This is a genomic window from Hymenobacter terrenus, assembly GCF_000972495.1.
Taxonomy (GTDB): Bacteria; Bacteroidota; Bacteroidia; order Cytophagales; family Hymenobacteraceae; genus Hymenobacter; species Hymenobacter terrenus.
Genome location: NZ_LATM01000001.1, coordinates 257,382 through 276,229, shown reverse-complemented (window position 1 = coordinate 276,229; position 18,848 = coordinate 257,382). Strand labels below are relative to the sequence as shown.

Genomic DNA, 18,848 nt, shown 5'->3' with positions numbered 1-18,848 from the left:
CGAAAAGCCGCCAGCCCTATGGACCAGCGGCTTTTTTGTGAACTCGTGAGCGATGCGCGAAGCAGTTAAGCGCCCGCCGCGGGCTGCTCATCCATCAGCTTCACGTTGCGGATGTCCTTCATTTTGGCCGACCCGTAGAGGAAGCAAATGGCCGCGATGACCACCGGATAGACCAAGCCAAAGTAGATGCTGTGCTCCTTGAGGAAGCCATCCGGCTGGGAAGAGGCGTAGGCTACGAGCGAGGTAGAAATCAGTGGCACGAGCCCCCCGAAAATACCATTGCCGATGTGGTAAGGCAGCGAGAGCGAAGTGTAGCGCACCTTGGTAGGAAACAGCTCAACCAGATAGGCAGCAATCGGGCCGTAGGCCATGGTCACGAACAAGACGAGGCAGAACACCAGCACCGTCAGGGCCACCAGATTGGGCTCGGCGGCCACCATCACGGCCGGCACGGCATCCACGGCCTTGCCAGCGGCGTCGACGGTTGCGGGGATGGCGGACGTTTTTTCAGTGAGCGGCCCCGCGAACTGCTTCATGCCGTAGAAAATCGGAATGGTGAACAGTGCGCCGCACAACAGGCCCATCATGATGATGCGCTTACGTCCGATGCGGTCGGACAATGCTCCGAAGTAGATGAAGAATGGCGTGGCCAGCAGCAAGGCAATACACAGGATGGTGGAGGCCGGTACGAGGTCAACTTTCAGCACGGTTTGCAAGAAGAAATACGCGTAGAACTGCCCCGTGTACCACACCACGCCCTGACCCATAGTGGCTCCCAACAGGGCCAGTATCACCAGGCGGCGGTTTTCGGGCTTCACAAATGAGTCGCGGAGTGGGTTGGTGCTGGTAGTGCCCTTGGCCTTGGCCTGGGCAAACAGCGGCGACTCGTGCAGCTTGCGCCGGATGTAGTAGGACGCAATCACCAGGAAAAAGGAGATGAGAAACGGAATGCGCCAGCCCCACTCCTTGAACACGTCCTCGCCCACGATTTTGCGGGTGCCGACAATCACGGCGATGCTCACGAACAAGCCCACAGTGGCGGTGGTCTGAATAAAGCTGGTATAGTAGCCGCGCTGCTTGTCGGGCGAGTGCTCGGCCACGTAGGTGGTGGCGCCACCGTATTCGCCGCCCAGCGCCAGGCCCTGCACCAGGCGCAGTATGAGCAGGATAAAGGGCGCTGCCAGCCCGATGCTGGCGTACGTCGGCACCAGGCCAATGGCAAACGTGGAGCCGCCCATCAGCAGCAGCGTAAGCAGAAACGTGTACTTGCGCCCCACCATGTCGCCGAGGCGGCCGAAGACGATGGCTCCAAACGGCCGCACCACAAAGCCCGTCGCAAACAGCGCCAGCGTGCTCAGCAAGGCGGCCACGGGGTTGGTTTTAGGAAAAAACAGCGTGGAGATAATCGGCGTGAGCGAACCGAAAATATAGAAGTCGTACCACTCGATGACCGTGCCCACCGAGGAGGCGGTGATTACCTGCCAGATTTTGCTGGTCGGCGTGTTGTTATTGTCGTGGGCAGTCGGCGTGTCCACCGAGGTGCCGTACCCGGTGGGAGCAATGCTTTGTTCCATGATTGAAGCGAAAATGGGGTTGCGTTAGAAAAATGAGCGGGACCGCGCTTACAGAAAAATCTGGGTTTGCAGCGTGATTTCGGGGCGGTACCGCACGTCGGTGGGAGCCGTCACGGTGCTGGGTGTGCCGGTCGGCAGCGAGAAGTCGGGCCGGTGGCGGTAGTTGATGGTAAACTTGGCGTTGTGCCCGTCAAGGTAGAAGTTGGCGCCTACGTCGGCGATGTTCACGTTCTTCTGCTCATTATCGGCGGTGCGCAGGCCTTCGTAGCCCGCCAGCAAGTAAGAGGCGTAGGGCTGCACCCGCATTTTGGGGCCCAGCAGGTTTTTGGGCAGCAGGTAGCCCGCCTCCACAAAGCCCACCTGGCCCGTGCCGGAATGCGGCACGGCGTTGCCCCGGCGGGCGTTGGTGCCGTAGCCGGGGTTCGATGCCCCGATGAAGCGCACGTGGTTGGGGCCCATGTCGAAGTTGTAGTACACGGCGTAGGCGGTGAAGGCCGTGCCCGTTTCCTTGTTGATGGGCGTGTCGAAAAAGGCATCGAGCGACCACAGGCCGATGTCGTGCTTCTCGGTGGGAAACCGGTTGTACGAAGTAAGGCCCGCCGCCGTCAGCTCCGCAATACCGGTGCCGGAGATGACGCTGCTGCTGGAGCGCGACACCATGCCGTCCGCGTTGTAGAAGAAGCCGCCACCCAGGTTAAATACGCGTTTCGTGCCCAAATACGAACCCACGTTGAACGGAATGAAGTTGGATTCCAATTCCAGGAACTCCCAGGATAAATAGCCCTGATAGATGTGGCTGGTGCCCTGCGGGTTGTATTCGGCCACGTTGCGGCCCGTATTAGTGCCGGTGGCGGCATTGGTCGCGCCCAATCCCAGCACCGTGCTAAAGGCCCCCGTCTGGTTGGTAAGCAGCGACTCATTCACACTAAACGCGTAGTCGAGCCGGCTCACCCGCCCCTTGGCGTAGGCCCCAATGCCCCGGGCAAACTGGTCGATGGCCTCGATGGTGGGCCAGTTCGTCAGCGGCGCGTCCATCGTCAGGAAGTTGAGCGTGCTGGCCCGCGTCAGGCGCGAGAGGCCGTTTTGGTAGTGCATGCCCGCCCCCAGGCTCAGGTACTTGTTGATTTTGTACTCCACCACGGCTTCGTGAATGAACAGCTGCGGCTTCTTGGCATCCGTGGCCGGGGCCACCCCGCCGCTCACTGCCGTCTGGTTGTTGATGCCGATGTGTGTGTAAATCAGAAATCTGGGGTTCAACTGCGACAGCACGATGAGACGCGAGCGCCGGATGGCAAAGTCGATTTGGTCACTCTGCAGCTTGCCGGGGGCCCGCTCGGTGTTGCTGTTGTTCTCGGTGTAGCGGGTCCAGATTTGGTGCCACGTATAGAAGCGCAGGTACTTGGAGCCGTCGGGCGAAAGGTTCACCTTCATGCCCGCCCCGTAGGGCACCGATTCGGTGGGCGTGGGCGCGGCGGCGCTGCCCGCGGCCGGGGCCACAGGAGGCGAGGGCGTTTGCTGGCCCGAGGGGGCCGGATTGTTTCCGGCGGGCAACGGCGTAGTGATGGGCGGAGGCGTGGGGGTCACCTGGCCATAGGACGCACCGGCACCAGCCAACATCAAGCCGCTCAGGGCTAAAGCGTAGCGAGGAATTCGCATAAGCAAGAAAAGAATGGGTGAATGGATGAGGTTGAAGCAGCACCACTTGACCCGGCGCGCACCGGGCCAGCCTTAGCAGCGGCTAAGTAGCAGCCTTCCCCTTCCATTAGCTACTCCCCTGCGGTCGTTTTGCTAATTGCCATAGCTCCCGGCTCACTAGCCAGCCCGAAACCGCTCCCAGCGTATCACCATAAACTTATCCCCCAGTTCCGTCACCACCATTCCCGCACCCTTCAGATTGCCGGGAATCTGAAAAAAAGCCGCTAATTCACTTTGATTAAATATCTTATACGTCGGATGGTAATCCGTTTGTCGGGGCGCCTTCACCCCGTATTTCTTCACCCAGTTCATCACGCTCACGTGGCTCACGCCCAGCAGCCGCTCAATCTCCCGATAGCTGACGCCCTCGATGTAAAGCTGTAAGGCCTTAATAACGTAGTAACTATCTACCTCGCGCCCCATTTTGGCCACTGTGTAGTGGTAGCCGCAGGTTTTGCACCGAAACCGCTGCCGGTTGTTCACAACCCCACTTTTAGTGGCCTCTTTCGATTCGCATTTGGGGCAAGCAGGACTGGTCATGATACGAAATGCTGAGCTTAAACCAACAAAACCTATAGCTACTGAGCAAACATATAACAGTTTAGCAAATAATTAATCATTCATTAGTGAGTGCTTACTCCCCACCCTGCAACGCCGCTAGCAGGGCATCCACCGCCAAGCTCAAGCGTAGCAGGTCAAGTCGGGCCAGCGTGTCGGTGGCTTGGTGATAGCTCCGGTTGCGGTAAAAGGCGGTGTCGGTCAGCAGCACCGCCGGATAGCCGAATTTCCAATAGTTGAGGTGGTCCGAGAAATCGATGCCCGGCAACCAGGCCGGCGCCTTAAACCGTTTCACGGGCAATGTGGCCACCTGCCGGTAGCGCCGCGCAAACTGCCGCCCGAAGCGGCCGTTGCCGAATTTCTGGGCCACGGTCACGTAGTTCCCCCGGCTGCCGTAGATGAACTTGAGCGGCCAAATCGGATAATGCTGGCTGCCGCGCCGGTCATCGTAGTAGCCCAGCATTTCGAGCGCTATCATGCCGCGCACCGGCACGCCCGCTGCTTTTAGAGAGGCGGCGTGCACGTAGCTGCCCATGTTGGAAGTCCGGAAAAACGGCGGTTCTTCCAGCGTGTAAGCCACCAAATCGATGCGGTAGGGCAAGGCGGACTGCTGGCCCAGCAGCCGGGCCAGCTCCAGCAGGGCCGCTACGCCGGTGCCGTTGTCGTCGGCGCCGGGCTGGTCGCCGCACACGTCGTAGTGCGCCCCAATGATGAGCCGGGGACCTTCCTTCGGCCCAAACGACCCTAGCACGTTACGGTACGTTTGCCCGCGCACGGCATAAGGCTGCGTCCCAACTGCGCTGGCACCGGCGGCCCGCAGCTCCCGGACTATGTAGCCCGCCACCGAGTCGAGCACGGCCGGCTGCTGGTAGTTGCGCGGCTGTGGCGTAGTGGTGAGAAACCGCAGGTGCTGGCGCAGCCGGATGGTATCGGCTGGCGGCAAGGCCTGGGCCACGGCCCGCGGCGCGCCGCCCCAGCCCGCCAGACTCAGGCACAGGCACAGGGAGGATGCTAAAGCTGCTTTCATGCGGCTAAAGCTACTTAGCTTTGGCGGTTCACCCGCCGTGTAGCGACGCTTTCTATTTCCGCCATGCCTCTCCCCACTTTCCACTCCCTCACCCCCGCCGACCTCAAGCCCAGCGAATGGCACCCCTTCATGGTGGGGGCCGTTGCCCCGCGCCCGGTAGCCTTCGCTAGCACCATTGATGCCGAGGGCGGCGTCAACCTCAGCCCTTATAGCTTCTTCAACGCATTCAGCTCCAACCCGCCCATTCTCGTGTTTTCGCCCGCCAACCGCGTCCGCGACAACTCTCAGAAACACACGCTGCAAAATATCCGCGAGGTGCCCGAAGTCGTCATCAACATCTGCGATTTCGCCATGGTCGAGCAAATGTCGCTGGCCAGCACCGAGTACGAAAAGGGTATCAATGAATTCACCAAGGCCGGCCTGACAGAGCTGGCTTCGGAGCAGGTGCGCCCCCCCCGCGTGGCCGAAGCCCCGGCGGCCTTCGAGTGCATAGTGGAGCAGGTAATTGAGCTGGGCCAAAACAACGGCGCCGGCAACCTCGTCATTTGCCGGGTGGTACGCGCCCACTTTCGCTACGACATTCTCCTGCCCAACGCCACCGGCATCGACCCGTTCAAGCTCGACGCCGTGGCCCGCCTCGGCGGCGACTGGTACTGCCGCGCCAACGGTACCAGCCTCTTCGAAGTACCCAAGCCCAACCGTCACATCGGCATCGGCATCGACCAACTACCCGACTTCATGCGCAATAGCGACGTACTGACCGGCAACGAGCTGGGCCGTCTGGCCAATATCGAGCAGAATGCGCTGCCCACGCCGGCCGAAATTGAGGCCTTCAAAACGGAGCCGATGGTGGCCTACATCCTCAACAAGTACCACGACGATATCTCGGAACTGAAGAAGCAATTATTGCTGCTGGGCCGGCAGTTGCTGGCGGAAGGCCGGCTGGTAGAGGCCTGGAAAGCCCTGCTGGTGGGGTAGCAGCCCGGAGTCATTCAAGCAAACCAATGGCGCGCCGGATATTAGATTATCTAATAAAAGCCTCTGTTCGACAGGTAAAGTACCAGAGCCGTCGAAGTGCGGCCAACGAGCAGCAACTTTTTGAACTGCCAGAAGTACAAGCCCCGGCCGCTATTCAGCGGGAGTCCTTTTTATTGCGCATGCTATGATGTTTGGTATCTTATTCGCGCTGCTGGCACTGTTTCTGGCCGGCTTTCGGGAGGGTGTCTGGACCAAGTACACCGCCCAGGATGTGGCCCGTTGGCAGGCACAGGCCGCCGCGCAATCAGCTATACCTCCAATAATGGGTCAGCCCGCGCTACACCACCCGGCCGAAGATGCACCAGCGGAGCCAAGCTATTCTCAGGCCGAACTTCTTCCTGAAACCTCCCAACAAGAAGTAGTGGCCATGGAAATGGAACCGGCGTAGCGCCCCAAATCAAGTGTCCGTTCGTACTTCGTCCCAGGCCTGGCCTTGGTAATTGGTTAGCCAGTTTAAGGCATAATGCCACTCATACACCACACTGCCGTCGAGGCTCTTCGGCGGGGCGACTCCCTTCACACGGTTGTTGACGCAGGCCCAGGAACAGCGATACAACAGGTCGAGGACATCCAGGATTTCGCTCGTAGGCCGCAGGCGGGCCTGGACTCGAAACTCGAACTCGCTGCGCCCGGCAATCTGGCCTACATCGGTAGCTACGTCGCAGGTTTGGTCTGGAAACGTTAGCTCCTCCACGAAGCCCAACGCCCAGAGCAGCACATGCAGGCTCTCGTAGCGCCAGTTGGCGGCAATGGCTTGCTCCTGCGTGGGGGTGGGGTCGTCGGCGTAGGCCTTTTCTTCACGCGAGAGCTTGTCGAATATGTTGTATTGCCGGGCTACTTTGTTCAGGGTTGCCGCATCGGTATCCTCACTTTTCAGGCCGATGTAGCACAAAGCCAGGGCCCGATTTACTACTTCATCAATCGGGCGGATAACCGCCGCGGCCTCCCCCACCACAACAGGCAGTGTGGGCAGCACCGGTATTTCACGCGCCCGCAGCGTAGCTTCCGAACGCTGCTTGCGGGCTTCTTGGTCAGGAGCTACTGCCGCAGGCTCAAAATACTGCGAGTCTATATTCACTATTAATTCCGTGGCCTCGCTCCTGCCCTCCATATCGAGCAGGAGCTGGCCCTGAGCATTCAGAAAGCCTTGCGTTTGCAACTGCGGATACAGTGAGTTTGGCGCCGAAAAAATAATGGCATCCAACTTATCGGCCAGCCCCGCCACAAACGCCGCAATTCCGGGCGCAAATTCAGCTTCAGAGCTGACGCTGAACTCCAGATTGAGAGTCTCTATTTTAGCTAATAACCGGCTTTGCAGGTCCGGGTTTTCCGCAGGCAGCCGCGCCACGAAGTTTCTCATACCCAACAGATTTTTTGTCAGTCCGTCTTCGGCACGCTGCAACTCAAAGCCAGGTTGGCGGCGCTGGCGGCTTTGCAGCATCAGGGCCGCTTCCTGGCCGGGTAGTACCACCGCTTGGTGTTGCTGACCATCCTCACCGTGGGTTTTGGTGAGGAGACTGCCGGGAAAATGCTGCTCTACGAGTTCAGGCAGCCAGGATAAATCGATGTAATGACTGTACAGGGTTAGGATTTCCATTTGGTGGACACAATTTAAATGTAGGACAAACTTACGGCCGAGCTGCGTTGGCCACCGGTCAATAGCTATAATCTTTTGTCTGCACTCTGTTAAATAGCTCTGCATATTGCCTTAAAACGATTTTGTTGCACCGGCCGCGACCGGTTCGCAGCAATAAACTAATCGGGCTGGCACAACCCACTTTCGGCGGGTTTGCGCGTACTTTATGGTATGGCTACTCCTCCCTTGCTATCCACCAAGAAGTGCCCTCACTGCCAGCAATGGTCATCCTGGCAACAAAATCCCGACGACCGCTGCGAACACTGCGGCGAGCTGCTCGACCCTCGTGCCCAGCAAAATGCGGTAGCGCGTGAGGAGTTGGAGAACCAGAAAATGCCCACCATTTTCCTGATAGAAATAAAGCCCGAGGACGGCTCGGTAGTGCGCTTTTTCAAAACCATCGTCCGAGGCGGGCAGCTGCTGTTTGCGACCATCATGGCCTTTTTGGTCTGGCTGGTAACAGCCGTAGCGGCCTGAGATGCGGCGGTGGCCCGAATTTCGGCAGCCGCTGTTTGTGGGGGCGGTGCTGCTCTACGGAGCTTATCAGCTCAGCCGCTGGGTGTTGCACGTGCCGCTCCCGCTTGTGCTCACTTCGTACCTGGCCGATTTAGCGGCGCTGCCCGTGCTACTCAGCTTGGCCCTCACCGCCCAACGGCGGCTGGGCAATCATTCGCCCTCCTTCGTGTTCCCCGACTCTTGGCTGCTAGCCGCGTGGCTATTCGTATCGGTTTGGTTTGAAGTCCTGTTACCGCATTTTTCGGCCCAAGCCGTAGCCGACCCGCTCGACGTAGTAGCCTATGCACTGGGCACTCTAGCGTTCCGGCGTTGGCTCAACCGGCCCACCTAATTCCGCACCGCAATCAGCAGTCCCAATTCCTTATACCGCAGGTTGAATTTCTTCGCAATCATAGCATTGGTCAGGGAGCCGCGGTAGATGTACACGCCGCTGCGGAAATGCTCGTTGGTGAACAGCACTTCGTTGATGCCGCCGTGCTGGCTGATTTCCTGGAGGATGGGCGTGAAGATGTTGCTCAGTGCGTTGGTGGCGGTGCGCGGCACGCGCGAAGCGATGTTAGGCACGCAGTAGTGAATCACGTCGTATTTGCGGAAGACGGGGCTGCTGTGGCTGGTCATCTCGCTGGTTTCGAAGCAGCCGCCTTGGTCGATGCTCACGTCGATGATGATGGAGCCGGGCGCCATGCTGGCCACCATTTCCTCGGGCACCATGAAGGGGATGCGGCCATCTTCCACGGCCAGCGCTCCGATGACCACATCGGCCCGCCGGATTTGCTGGCTCAGGGCAAACGTATCCAGGGTACTGGTATAGAGCTGCATGCCCAGGTTGTGTTTGAGGCGGCGCAGCTTGTAGAGGTGGTTGTCGAACACCTTCACCTCGGCGCCCAGGCCGGTGGCGGCGCGGGCCGCGTACTCGGCCACCGTGCCTGCGCCCAGAATAACCACCTGGGACGGCGGCACCCCCGTGATACCACCGAGGATAATGCCTTTGCCCTCGTTGGAGCGGGCCAGGTATTCAGCGGCAATCAGCATCACGGTGGAGCCGGCTATTTCGCTCATGGCGCGTACCACGGGGCGGGCACCGCTGGGGTCTTTCATCAGCTCGAAGCCAATGGCGTTGATTTTCTTACGGGCCAGGGCTGCGATGTACTCCTGGGTCATAGACCCCATTTGCAGGGCCGAAATCAGCGTTTGGTTGGGGTGTAATAGGTCGATTTCATCAAGCGTGGGTGGGGCCACTTTCAGCAGCACGTCGGCCTTATATACTTCCTCGGTGGAGTAGACAATTTGGGCACCGGCTTCAGAGTAGGCGTGGTCAGCGTACTTGCTCGGTTCGCCGGCACCGGCTTCGATTACCACATCGTGGCCCGCGCTCACGAGGTGCTGCACTGCCTCGGGCGTGAGGCCAATGCGGTTTTCCTGAAGCGAAGTCTCGCGCGGCAGGCCGATGAAGAGCTTGCGCTTACGCGTTTCCACGGCCAGCATCGATTCCTGGGTGAAATAGGCGCGGCTCGTAGCCAGAGACTCAAAACCAGAGGGAAGCTGTTCGGCCATAGAAGGAAAGGAACTAAAAATTATAAGCTATAAGCCAAGACACAGAGCACATTACCCTGTTTCCCGAGCAGTTGATTATAAATCTTTAATTCTTAATTTATAATTCTTAATTCGATTTGCCGGGTTTCAGTACCCAACACATTTAAGCGCACTCCAAGCCGGGGCTCGGGCAATAACGCAGCCACGCAAGCGGGCCACTCCACCAAACAAAGATAACCTGAATCGAGATACTCGGCGGCCCCCATCCGTTGAGCTTCCTCGACAGAATCAATACGATAGAAATCAAAATGATACACAGGCTGGTTGTGGTCGTCACGGTACTCGTTGACCAGGGCAAAGGTGGGACTGCTCACATCATCAACCACGCCCAAGGCATCAGCTAGCGCCCGGATAAGTGTCGTTTTGCCCGCCCCCATCTCTCCTTCAAACGCGACCACAGAGCACCCAGACTCGGCAATGACACCCTGTAACTGGACGGCGGCAGCGGGCAATTCGGCCAGAGTGGTCACGGTGATGGTGAGGGGAAGCATCTGGCAAAATTATCAGATATAGGTCAAAAACAGTTAGGTTCCCTTGGATTATTGGGACCGCTGGCTCACCTTTACACCTTAGCAAACTGCTTAACTAGTTCAGTTGAAAGAAGGTGTATTTTAAAGTACATGTCAACCTTTTTTAGTGCCGCCTTAGCCCGGTGACTGGCCTTCTGGTCAGCCGGAAATTTGCCTCTTTAAGATTTCTACCCAATCTCTACCTCATGCCCAACTCTACTCTGGTTCGGCCAGGCCTTAGGTCATTTTTGTTTATATGGCTAATCAGTCTGCTACTGATCAGCCCATTAAGCAGTTTCGCACAAGAGCGTACCGCTGTAAGTGGCACCATAACCAATGCTACGGGGGGCGCCATAGAATTTGCTACCCTGACGCTACACCGGGCTGCCGATTCAGTGGTAGTGAAAACCGAGTTTAGCGATGGACAAGGAAGTTTTCGCCTCGAAGCTCAAAGCGGACGCTACCTTATTTCAGCCACTCAGGTAGGATTTCAGCGATACTGGAGCCCGGCCTTTGAGTTGCCAGCAGCGGGCCTTGCACTGCCCACCATCCAACTAGCGGCCAGCGCCACCACCACGCTGAAGGAAGTGACCGTGACGGCCCGCAAGCCGCTGTTTGAGCACCAAGTCGACCGCACCATTGTGAACGTGGCCGACAGTCCACTCTCGGCCGGCGCCACGGCACTAGACGTGCTGGGCCGCTCGCCGGGCGTGACCCTAGATGCCGGTGAAAACCTGAGCCTCCGCGGCCGCCAGGGCCTGCTAGTTGTAATTGATGGCCGGCGCACGCCCCTCACCGGCAACGAGCTGGCCGATTATCTGCGCGCCCTACCTGCTGAACAATTACAGAGCATCGAGCTGATAACCAACCCGCCGGCCCAGTACGATGCCCAAGGGGGCGCGGGCGTTATTGCCATTAACCTCAAGAAAGACCAGCGCCTGGGCACCAACGGCAGCGCCAACGCTAGCTACGGCCGCGGCGAGTATGGCAAATTCGCGGCGGGCCTCACACTGAACCACCGCCGCAAGAATCTCAACCTTTACGGCAACTATGCCAATACTGACCGTCGGGGCTTTGTGCGGCTCGATTTTAGCCGGCGGTATTTGGCTGCGCCGCTCCACCCTGCCGCCAGCAGTGTCATTGATAATGAGCAGCTTTCGCAGCTACGTTCGCACAACGGGAAGCTCGGAGCCGATTTTACACTCTCGAAACGCAGCCTGCTCGGCGTGTCGGTGACCGGGCTGGCCAGCCAGACGGATAACAGCACCGACAACAAAACACAGCTATTTGGGGCCGTAGGCGAGCCTACTGACCGCTACACTTCCACCGCCGCGCAGGACATCGACCGGCCCAGCGGAGCCGCCAACCTCAACCTGCGCCACGTCTTTGCCGATTCGGCCACGGCTGCGGCAGTAAGTTTCGATGCCGACTACGCCCGTTACAATACCACGCGCCTACTGGCTCTGAACACCTTCTTTCAGGAACCTGACCGGCCGAGCGCCTTGCTCACGGGCGACCAATCCAGTAAGCTCACCATTCAGGCCTTGAAAGTGGATTTCAGCCAGCCCCTGCCCCACCGGGCCCGCCTAGAAGCTGGGGCGAAAGTGACCCGCGTAGTATCGAACAATGCCGTGGCTTTTTACCGGAGTACCGGCGACGGTCCCGTGCTGGACCCGACGATATCCAACCTCTTTCGGTACGACGAGAACGTGAACGCGGCCTATGTTAATCTGCGTGGTGCCACGGCCAAAACTACGCTGCAAGCTGGCCTGCGGGCCGAGCAGACCAACACCAAAGCCGATGAATCGAACGACGTTTTACGCAAGCGGCGTTACGTGCAGCTCTTCCCTAGTGCTACGGTGCAGCACACGCTCAGCGAGCGGCACGAACTGGCTTTGTCCATGGCTCGTCGCATCGACCGGCCCAGCTACGGCCAGGTGAACCCGCTACGCGCTTACCTGGATGCTACATCGTACCGGTCGGGCAACCCTGACCTGGTGGCTCAAACCAGCTATAATTTTGAGCTGACGCACACTTACCGCCAAAAATTCAGTACGGCGCTGGCCTTCTCCCAAACCGACCAGCCCATTGTGAGCGTGGTGCAACCTGCCCCCGACGGCGGCCGCATGGTCGTGAGTCGCGACGTGAACCTGACGACGCAGTATTACTATACCCTGACCCTCACCGCCCCGCTAGAGCTGACCAAGTGGTGGACGCTGTATGCCAACGGCATATTTTACTACAACCGCTTCAAGGGCTACCTGGCCAGCACGAACCTCGACCGGGGACAGAGCGCTTGTAACCTTACGGCCAACAATAGCTTTACGCTGCCTCGCGGCTGGTCGGCGGAGCTGAATGGACTGTATGAGTCCCGAGAAAAGTATGCCTTTGAATCCATTAGCCAGCGGGGCCAGGTAACGGCGGGCATTCAAAAGAGTGTATTAAGTAAACAAGGCACGGTGCGAGTGAATGTAGCTGACATCTTCTACACAACCCCCGTCCGCTCGACTTCTACCTACGACAACTTTACGGAAACCTTCTACCGGCGGCAGGATACGCGGGTAGTCACGGCGGCCTTCACGTACCGTTTCGGCAATAGTAAAGTGGCGGCGGCCCGCAAACGCGCCGCTGGCGCCGACGAGGAAATACGCCGGGCTGCCGGCCAATAAGCAATGCAGCTGTTTTAGTGCAACCGAGGCAAATTGGAATAGTCATTGGAGCAAATTAAGCTCTTCTGATTCATGTTACACACCTCTATTCTGCATCGCCAATCAGGCTCTTTTCTCGTCGGTGTATTTACTCTTTGGCTGATTGCGGCCAGCTCTGCCTCCGCCCAAACCCGGGCGGCGCTCACTGGCACGGTAGCCACGGCAACCGGCGCGGCGGTTGAGTTTGCTACCATTACCCTGCACCGAGCAGCTGATTCGACGGTGGTTAAAACCGAATTCAGCGACGGGCAAGGACATTTCCAGCTGGAGGCTCCCAGCGGCGCTCAGTACCGGGTTTCGGCAGCACAGGTTGGATTTGAACGGTACTGGAGCACGCCATTTGAGTTGCCGGCAGCCGGCTTGGCGCTACCGGCTATTGCCCTGCAGGCCAGCGCCGCCACGGCGTTGAAGGAGGTAACAGTGACGGCTCGTAAGCCGCTTTTTGAGCGGCAAGCCGACCGTACCATTGTGAATGTGGAAAACAGCCCGCTCTCGGCCGGGGCGACCACGCTCGACGTACTCACCCGCTCGCCGGGCGTGACCGTGGGCGCCGGTGATGCCCTCAACCTGAAAGGCCGTCAGGGCGTGCTGGTGCTCATCGACGGCAAACGTGTAGCCATGACCGGCACCGAACTGGCCGACTACCTCCGCAACCTGCCCGCCGACCAGCTCAAAAACATCGAACTGATAACCAACCCACCAGCTAAATACGACGCCCAGGGCAGCGCCGGCATCATCTCCATCAATCTCAAGAAAGACCAGCGCCAGGGCACCAACGGCAACCTGAGCGCCAGCTACGGCCGCGGCCAATACAACAAATACAACACCAGCCTGACCCTTAACAACCGCCGCGGCAAAACCAATGTGTTCGGCACCTACGGCTACGCCGACCGCGATGGCTTCAATGCGCTGACTATTCACCGCGACTTTTTGGAGGCTGGTCGTGTGGTGGGCCGCAGCGACCAGGAGAACTTTATTCGGGTGCGGCAGTTCGTGCACACCTACAAGGCGGGGCTGGACTACAGTCTTTCGGAAAAAAGCAGCATTGGCGTGGCAGTGAATGGCCAAGCGGTGCGCTCGCCCCAGGAGGGCACCAATGCGGCTGTGCAGGGCGATGCCAATGACACGCCCACGCGCCGCTACAGCGCTGTGAATCTGCGCACGGTGCGTGCTCCCAACGTGGCGGCCAACCTCAACTTCAAGCACCAGTTCGTCGATTCGCTGGGCCAGCGCGAGCTGACCATGGACGCCGATTACGCCCGCTATACCAGCTCGCGCCTGCAAACCCTGACCACCGCCTACTCCCTGCCGGTGCAGTCGCCCATTGCCCTGAATGGCGACCAAAGCGGCACGCTCACCATTCAGTCTTTCAAAGCCGACTACGTCCAGCCGCTGACGAAGCTGCTGAAGCTGGAAGCGGGCCTGAAAACTAGCCTGGTTACTTCCGACAACGACGTCCTGTTTACTAACACGCAGGACAACGTGACCACCATCGACCGGAATCAATCGAACCGCTTCCGCTACAACGAGAACGTAAATGCCGGCTACTTCACCCTTACCCACACCACGGCTAAGGCTACGCTCACGGCCGGCCTGCGCGCCGAGCAAACCAACGCCACCGGCCGCCAGGAAGTGGGCGACGAGCCGTTTCCGCCGCGCCACTACGTGCAACTATTTCCCAGCGCCGCCCTCAAACGCACCCTCAACGACCGGCACGAGCTGAGCTTGTCGCTGAGCCGCCGCATCGACCGGCCTACCTACAACCAACTTAATCCTTTCCGTGTCTACATCGACGCCACCACTTACGGCTCGGGCAACCCTAGTCTGCTGCCCCAAACCAGTTACAACCTGGAGCTGAGCCACACCTTCAAGCAAAAATTCACCACCGAGCTTGCCTGGTCTATCACCAGCAACCCCATTATCAACGCGGTGCAGCCGGCGCCCGGGGGCGGCAACTTCGTGGTGGCGCGCGATATCAACCTCGACCGACAGGACGCCTACACGCTCACCCTCAGCGCGCCGGCTGAGCCTTTTAAGTGGTGGAGCATGAACAACAACGTGGTGGTGTACTATGCACGCTACATCGGCAACCTGGCTGGCACAGCCCTCGACAAAGGCCGGCCTGCCTTCAATCTCACCACCAACAGCACTTTCACACTGGGCCACGGATGGGGCGCCGACCTGACCGGCACTTACCAGTCGCGCCAGATTTACGGCTTCTTCGACCTGCGCCCGCAAGGCCAGGTTACGGCGGGTATTTCGAAAAGCCTCTGGGATAAAAAAGGTAATTTGAAGCTGAACGTGGCCGACATCTTTTACACCCAGAAGACGCGGGCTACATCGACCTACGACAACTACCAGGAGCGGTTTTATCAGCGCTTCGACTCCCGGGTGGTCACGCTGGCTTTCACCTATCGGTTCGGTAACCAGAAGCTGGCTCCCACCCGCCGCCGCGCCGGCGGGGCCGAAGACGAGAAGCGGCGGGCTGGCTAGGAGTGAGCGCATTTGGCGCCGTTGAAATACCTTCGTGGGCCGTTATGGCATTTCATTCTCCGTTTCTCTCCATGCAAGTATCTAAGATGGCGGCCGGCCTGAGCGGCTCCGAAATCATTCGAATTGGCAACCAGGTAAGCGAGCAGGTCCGCCAGGGCGCTAATATCTGCAATCTGACTATCGGGGACTTCGACCCGAAAATTTTTCCCATTCCGGCCGGGCTGAATGCCGGCATCACCCAGGCCTACCAATCGGGCCTGACCAACTACCCGCCCGCGGCGGGTATGGGTGAGTTGCGGCAGGCCGTGTCCGACTTCCTCAAAACGCGTCAGGGGCTGGAATACGGGCCGAATGATTTGCTGATTGCCGGGGGCTCGCGTCCGCTCATCTACGCCACCTACCGCGCCCTTGTGGACCCCGGCGACCAGGTAATTTTCCCACTGCCCAGCTGGAACAACAACCACTACTGCCACCTCACCGGCGCCACGCCCGTGGCGGTCCAGACCAGCCCCGAAAACAACTTCATGCCCACGGCGGCCGACCTGGCGCCGCACCTCGCGGGTGCCACCCTGCTGGCCCTGTGCTCGCCCCTGAACCCGACCGGCACCGTATTTACTAAAGCTGGCCTTGAGGAAATCTGCGATGCGGTAATTGCCGAAAACCAGCGCCGTGGTCCCGATGAAAAGCCCCTCTACGTGCTCTACGACCAGATTTACTGGTTGTTGACCTTCGGCGACACCCAGCATTACGACCCCGTAAATCTGCGCCCTGAAATGCGCGATTACGTCATCTACATCGACGGCATTTCCAAATGTTTTGCGGCTACTGGCGTGCGCGTGGGCTACAGCTTTGGCCCCACGGTTATCATCGAGAAGATGAAATCCATCTTGGGCCACGTCGGCGCCTGGGCTCCCAAGGCCGAGCAGGTAGCCACGGCGCATTTCGTGCCCGAAACCGCCGCCGTCGACGAGTTCTTGAGCGGCATGAAAAGCCGATTGCAGCATTCACTAGAAGCTCTTTTCGCGGGCTTGAAAGAGCTTCAGACTCAGGGCTACCCCGTGGATGCCGTGGCGCCCGCCGGAGCCATCTACCTCACCGCCAAAATCGACGTACTGGGCCGTACCGCCCCCGATGGCACCGTGCTGGCCACCACCGCCGAGCTCACCTCCTATCTCATTTCCGAGGCCAAGCTGGCGCTGGTGCCCTTCAGCGCCTTCGGCTCAGCCGCGTCGGAGCCGTGGTTCCGCGCCTCGGTAGGTGCCGAAACGGCCGAATCGATTCAAGCGGCACTGCCCCGACTACGGGCCGCGCTGGATAAGCTGAAATAATGATTAGGGGAGCTAAATAACTGGTTATGGCGTATGCAATGTGCTTGCAGAACGCATCTGAAGTCTGATGTAGAAAGGTAGGTCGCTCCTTCTTACACTACGTTACCTTCCCCACACGCCATGACCCGCATATCCACTTTTTTCACCTTAGCAGCCATGCTTTTGCTTAATCTGCCGGACCAGTACCAACGCCTTCCAACCGCGCAGTCGGTACTTCTCAGGCTCCTGCTGATTCAGCTAAGACCAAGGGTACAATTGTTCGCCTCTATTGCGGCTCACCAACAAAACCCAGCACACAGCCTCTCTTCGTAGTCGACGGGCAGCCGACTGAAGACGAAAAAGTTAAAATGTTAAGCCCAAATGACATCGATAAAATGGAAGTATTAAAAGATATTGAGGCCTCCGCTTTGTATGGTGCCAGAGCAGCAAGCGGAGCGATAATAATCACCACAAAGAAGTGACTATCCTTTAATTCAAGCAAAAGGGCCACCTCAATTGAGGTGGCCCTTTTGCTTGATTGGCTTCTATATTATTTGTAATCACCCTTTCGCCGTCAGCGTCACATAGGGAATAATACATTCCTCCAACGAAATGCCGCCGTGCTGGAACGTGTCTTTGTAGTAGTTCACGTAGTAGTTGTAGTTGTTCGGGTAGGCGAAGAAGTAGTCGCCAATGGTGAACACATACGCCGTGCTCACGTTCTCGCGGGGCAGGAAAATGCTTTCCGGCTTGCGCACCACGTACACGTCGCGCGAGTCGTCGAAACCTAGGTTTTTGCCGTGCTTGTAGCGTAGGTTAGTGTTCGTATTACGGTCACCCACAATTTTATATGGGCGCTTGCAGCGGATGGTGCCGTGGTCGGTGGTGATGATGAGCTTGCCTTTTTTATCGGCAATAGTTTGCAGCATCTCGTAGAGCGGCGAGTGCAGGAACCACGAGCGGGTGATGCTGCGGTAGGCCGATTCGTCGGCTGCCAGCTCCCGAATCATGGCCATGTCGGTGCGGGCGTGCGAGAGCATATCCACGAAGTTGTAGACGATGACGTTGCACTTAAAATTGTTGTGCAAGTTGCTCATCTTACCCAGTAAGTCCTTGCCAGCTTGCAGGTTGGTCACCTTGTTGTAGCTATGCTTCACCTTCTGGTTGTTCTTCTGGAAATTAATTTCCATAAACTCCGCTTCGTGCAGGTTTTTGCCCTCGTCGTCGTCGTCAGTCACCCACAGGTTGGGGTATTTCTTCTGAATTTCGCTGGGCATCATGCCCGAGAAAATGGCATTGCGCGCGTAGGCCGTAGTAGTGGGCAGAATGGCGTAGTACATTTCCTCACTGTCCACAGTAAATAGCTCGGTGATGATAGGTTCGAGCACTTTCCACTGGTCATAGCGCAGGTTGTCAATCAGCACGAAGTACACGGGCGTATCGCCGGTGGCCTTCAGCGTGGGGAACACCCGCTCCTTGAACAGCTGGTGCGACATCAGCGGTGCGTCCTTGTCGTCGCCGTTCACCCAGTCTTCGTAGCTCTCCGTGATGAAGCGGCCGAAGTAGGTGTTGGCTTCGTCCTTCTGCATGTTGAACACCTCGGCCATGCTCTTGCCTTCGGTTTCGTTGATTTCCAACTCCCAGTACACCAGCTTCTTATACACTTCGGCCCACTCGGCGGGCGTGAGGCGGTCAGAAAGCTGCATGCCGAGTTGGCGGAAGTCGCGCTGGTAGCCACTATTGGTTTTTTCGCTCACGAGGCGCTTATTGTCGAGCACCTTTTTTACGGAAAGCAAAATCTGACTCGGATTGACCGGCTTGATGAGGTAATCGGCGATTTTCGAGCCGATGGCCTCTTCCATGATGTGCTCCTCCTCGCTCTTGGTAATCATCACCACGGGCACCGTGGGGCGAATGGACTTGATTTCGGTCAGGGTTTGGAGGCCCGTGAGGCCGGGCATGTTCTCATCAAGAAACACCAGGTCGTAGCTCTGCTCCTGAATTTGCTCGATAGCATCTGCCCCGCTGTTCACGGGCGTTACCTCGTAGCCTTTTTCTTTGAGAAACAATAAATGGGGCTTGAGCAAGTCGATTTCGTCGTCGGCCCAGAGAATGGTGGTTTGTTGCATAGTGGAACTTGGGGTCTTGGGGACTTTATGGTCGTGGTTTAGGAGTAAACGTGAGACGTCCCGAA

General features: G+C 58.3%; 16 protein-coding genes. 8 read left to right on the top strand and 8 right to left on the bottom strand.

Going from position 1 to position 18,848, the window contains the following annotated elements; all coding sequences use genetic code 11:
• Window positions 1–65: 65 nt before the first annotated feature.
• From WX88_RS01230 to WX88_RS01215, 4 genes are all read right to left on the bottom strand, one after another.
• Window positions 66–1,574, bottom strand: coding sequence for an MFS transporter (locus WX88_RS01230; protein WP_082115775.1), 1,509 nt, complete (start codon window positions 1,572–1,574; stop codon window positions 66–68).
• Between the two features lie 48 nt (window positions 1,575–1,622).
• On the bottom strand, window positions 1,623–3,230 hold the full coding sequence (locus WX88_RS01225; RefSeq protein WP_052732230.1) for a hypothetical protein: 1,608 nt from the start codon (window positions 3,228–3,230) through the stop codon (window positions 1,623–1,625).
• A 156-nt stretch (window positions 3,231–3,386) separates the two neighbouring features.
• Window positions 3,387–3,809: an IS1/IS1595 family N-terminal zinc-binding domain-containing protein gene (locus WX88_RS01220; RefSeq protein WP_046242484.1), complete on the bottom strand. Its 423-nt coding sequence runs from the start codon at window positions 3,807–3,809 to the stop codon at window positions 3,387–3,389.
• 94 nt (window positions 3,810–3,903) lie between these two features.
• Window positions 3,904–4,854, bottom strand: coding sequence for a M28 family peptidase (locus WX88_RS01215; RefSeq protein ID WP_072052914.1), 951 nt, complete (start codon window positions 4,852–4,854; stop codon window positions 3,904–3,906).
• 63 nt (window positions 4,855–4,917) lie between these two features.
• Between WX88_RS01215 and WX88_RS01210 the strand changes: the two genes are divergently transcribed.
• Window positions 4,918–5,832: a flavin reductase family protein gene (locus WX88_RS01210; protein WP_046242483.1), complete on the top strand. Its 915-nt coding sequence runs from the start codon at window positions 4,918–4,920 to the stop codon at window positions 5,830–5,832.
• A 184-nt stretch (window positions 5,833–6,016) separates the two neighbouring features.
• Window positions 6,017–6,280, top strand: a complete 264-nt coding sequence (locus tag WX88_RS01205; protein WP_046242482.1) for a hypothetical protein — start codon at window positions 6,017–6,019, stop codon at window positions 6,278–6,280.
• 9 nt (window positions 6,281–6,289) lie between these two features.
• Here WX88_RS01205 and WX88_RS01200 read toward each other — a convergent pair whose 3' ends face one another.
• On the bottom strand, window positions 6,290–7,489 hold the full coding sequence (locus WX88_RS01200) for a DUF4272 domain-containing protein (RefSeq protein WP_046242481.1): 1,200 nt from the start codon (window positions 7,487–7,489) through the stop codon (window positions 6,290–6,292).
• 210 nt (window positions 7,490–7,699) lie between these two features.
• Between WX88_RS01200 and WX88_RS01195 the strand changes: the two genes are divergently transcribed.
• A complete protein-coding gene (locus WX88_RS01195; RefSeq protein WP_046242480.1) occupies window positions 7,700–8,005 on the top strand; it encodes a hypothetical protein in 306 nt (101 codons plus the stop codon).
• A gap of 1 nt (window position 8,006) precedes the next feature.
• Window positions 8,007–8,375 (top strand): hypothetical protein, encoded by a 369-nt coding sequence (locus WX88_RS01190; protein ID WP_052732229.1) that lies wholly within the window; start codon window positions 8,007–8,009, stop codon window positions 8,373–8,375.
• On the opposite strand, the gene WX88_RS01185 is transcribed toward WX88_RS01190, so the two are convergent.
• Both WX88_RS01185 and tsaE read right to left on the bottom strand, forming a co-directional pair.
• Window positions 8,372–9,598 carry an alanine dehydrogenase gene (locus WX88_RS01185; RefSeq protein ID WP_046242479.1) on the bottom strand — a complete coding sequence of 409 codons (1,227 nt, stop codon included), beginning with the start codon at window positions 9,596–9,598 and terminating at the stop codon, window positions 8,372–8,374. The two genes, WX88_RS01190 and WX88_RS01185, sit on opposite strands and share 4 nt — an antisense overlap.
• A gap of 92 nt (window positions 9,599–9,690) precedes the next feature.
• Entirely contained in the window at window positions 9,691–10,128 is a 438-nt protein-coding gene (tsaE, locus tag WX88_RS01180) for a tRNA (adenosine(37)-N6)-threonylcarbamoyltransferase complex ATPase subunit type 1 TsaE (RefSeq protein ID WP_046242478.1), read from the bottom strand.
• A 224-nt stretch (window positions 10,129–10,352) separates the two neighbouring features.
• Here tsaE and WX88_RS01175 point away from each other — a divergent pair, with 224 nt between their 5' ends.
• The 4 genes from WX88_RS01175 (at window position 10,353) to WX88_RS31710 (ending at window position 17,136) form a co-directional block, all read left to right on the top strand.
• Complete coding sequence (locus tag WX88_RS01175) at window positions 10,353–12,815, top strand: TonB-dependent receptor (protein WP_052732228.1); 2,463 nt, start codon at window positions 10,353–10,355, stop codon at window positions 12,813–12,815.
• A gap of 72 nt (window positions 12,816–12,887) precedes the next feature.
• Window positions 12,888–15,347, top strand: coding sequence for a TonB-dependent receptor domain-containing protein (locus WX88_RS01170; protein ID WP_046242477.1), 2,460 nt, complete (start codon window positions 12,888–12,890; stop codon window positions 15,345–15,347).
• 71 nt (window positions 15,348–15,418) lie between these two features.
• The gene (locus tag WX88_RS01165) at window positions 15,419–16,675 is read left to right on the top strand and encodes a pyridoxal phosphate-dependent aminotransferase (protein ID WP_046242476.1); all 1,257 of its coding nucleotides are present in this window, start codon (window positions 15,419–15,421) and stop codon (window positions 16,673–16,675) included.
• Window positions 16,676–16,929: 254 nt separating this feature from the next.
• Window positions 16,930–17,136, top strand: coding sequence for a TonB-dependent receptor plug domain-containing protein (locus WX88_RS31710; RefSeq protein WP_082115773.1), 207 nt, complete (start codon window positions 16,930–16,932; stop codon window positions 17,134–17,136).
• 78 nt (window positions 17,137–17,214) lie between these two features.
• On the opposite strand, the gene porX is transcribed toward WX88_RS31710, so the two are convergent.
• On the bottom strand, window positions 17,215–18,783 hold the full coding sequence (gene porX / locus WX88_RS01160) for a T9SS response regulator signal transducer PorX (RefSeq protein ID WP_046242475.1): 1,569 nt from the start codon (window positions 18,781–18,783) through the stop codon (window positions 17,215–17,217).
• Between the last annotated feature and the right edge of the window lie 65 nt (window positions 18,784–18,848).

What these genes read in the sequence shown, in the direction of transcription:
- WX88_RS01215 (WP_072052914.1), bottom strand. Translation starts at nt 4,854, where the DNA reads ATGAAAGCAGCTTTAGCATCCTCCCTGTGCCTGTGCCTGAGTCTGGCG.
- WX88_RS01225 (WP_052732230.1), bottom strand. Translation starts at nt 3,230, where the DNA reads ATGCGAATTCCTCGCTACGCTTTAGCCCTGAGCGGCTTGATGTTGGCT.
- WX88_RS01220 (WP_046242484.1), bottom strand. Translation starts at nt 3,809, where the DNA reads ATGACCAGTCCTGCTTGCCCCAAATGCGAATCGAAAGAGGCCACTAAA.
- tsaE (WP_046242478.1), bottom strand. Translation starts at nt 10,128, where the DNA reads ATGCTTCCCCTCACCATCACCGTGACCACTCTGGCCGAATTGCCCGCT.
- WX88_RS01170 (WP_046242477.1), top strand. Translation starts at nt 12,888, where the DNA reads ATGTTACACACCTCTATTCTGCATCGCCAATCAGGCTCTTTTCTCGTC.
- WX88_RS01205 (WP_046242482.1), top strand. Translation starts at nt 6,017, where the DNA reads ATGATGTTTGGTATCTTATTCGCGCTGCTGGCACTGTTTCTGGCCGGC.
- WX88_RS01165 (WP_046242476.1), top strand. Translation starts at nt 15,419, where the DNA reads ATGCAAGTATCTAAGATGGCGGCCGGCCTGAGCGGCTCCGAAATCATT.
- WX88_RS01185 (WP_046242479.1), bottom strand. Translation starts at nt 9,598, where the DNA reads ATGGCCGAACAGCTTCCCTCTGGTTTTGAGTCTCTGGCTACGAGCCGC.
- WX88_RS01190 (WP_052732229.1), top strand. Translation starts at nt 8,007, where the DNA reads ATGCGGCGGTGGCCCGAATTTCGGCAGCCGCTGTTTGTGGGGGCGGTG.
- WX88_RS01195 (WP_046242480.1), top strand. Translation starts at nt 7,700, where the DNA reads ATGGCTACTCCTCCCTTGCTATCCACCAAGAAGTGCCCTCACTGCCAG.
- porX (WP_046242475.1), bottom strand. Translation starts at nt 18,783, where the DNA reads ATGCAACAAACCACCATTCTCTGGGCCGACGACGAAATCGACTTGCTC.
- WX88_RS01210 (WP_046242483.1), top strand. Translation starts at nt 4,918, where the DNA reads ATGCCTCTCCCCACTTTCCACTCCCTCACCCCCGCCGACCTCAAGCCC.
- WX88_RS01175 (WP_052732228.1), top strand. Translation starts at nt 10,353, where the DNA reads ATGCCCAACTCTACTCTGGTTCGGCCAGGCCTTAGGTCATTTTTGTTT.
- WX88_RS01230 (WP_082115775.1), bottom strand. Translation starts at nt 1,574, where the DNA reads ATGGAACAAAGCATTGCTCCCACCGGGTACGGCACCTCGGTGGACACG.
- WX88_RS01200 (WP_046242481.1), bottom strand. Translation starts at nt 7,489, where the DNA reads ATGGAAATCCTAACCCTGTACAGTCATTACATCGATTTATCCTGGCTG.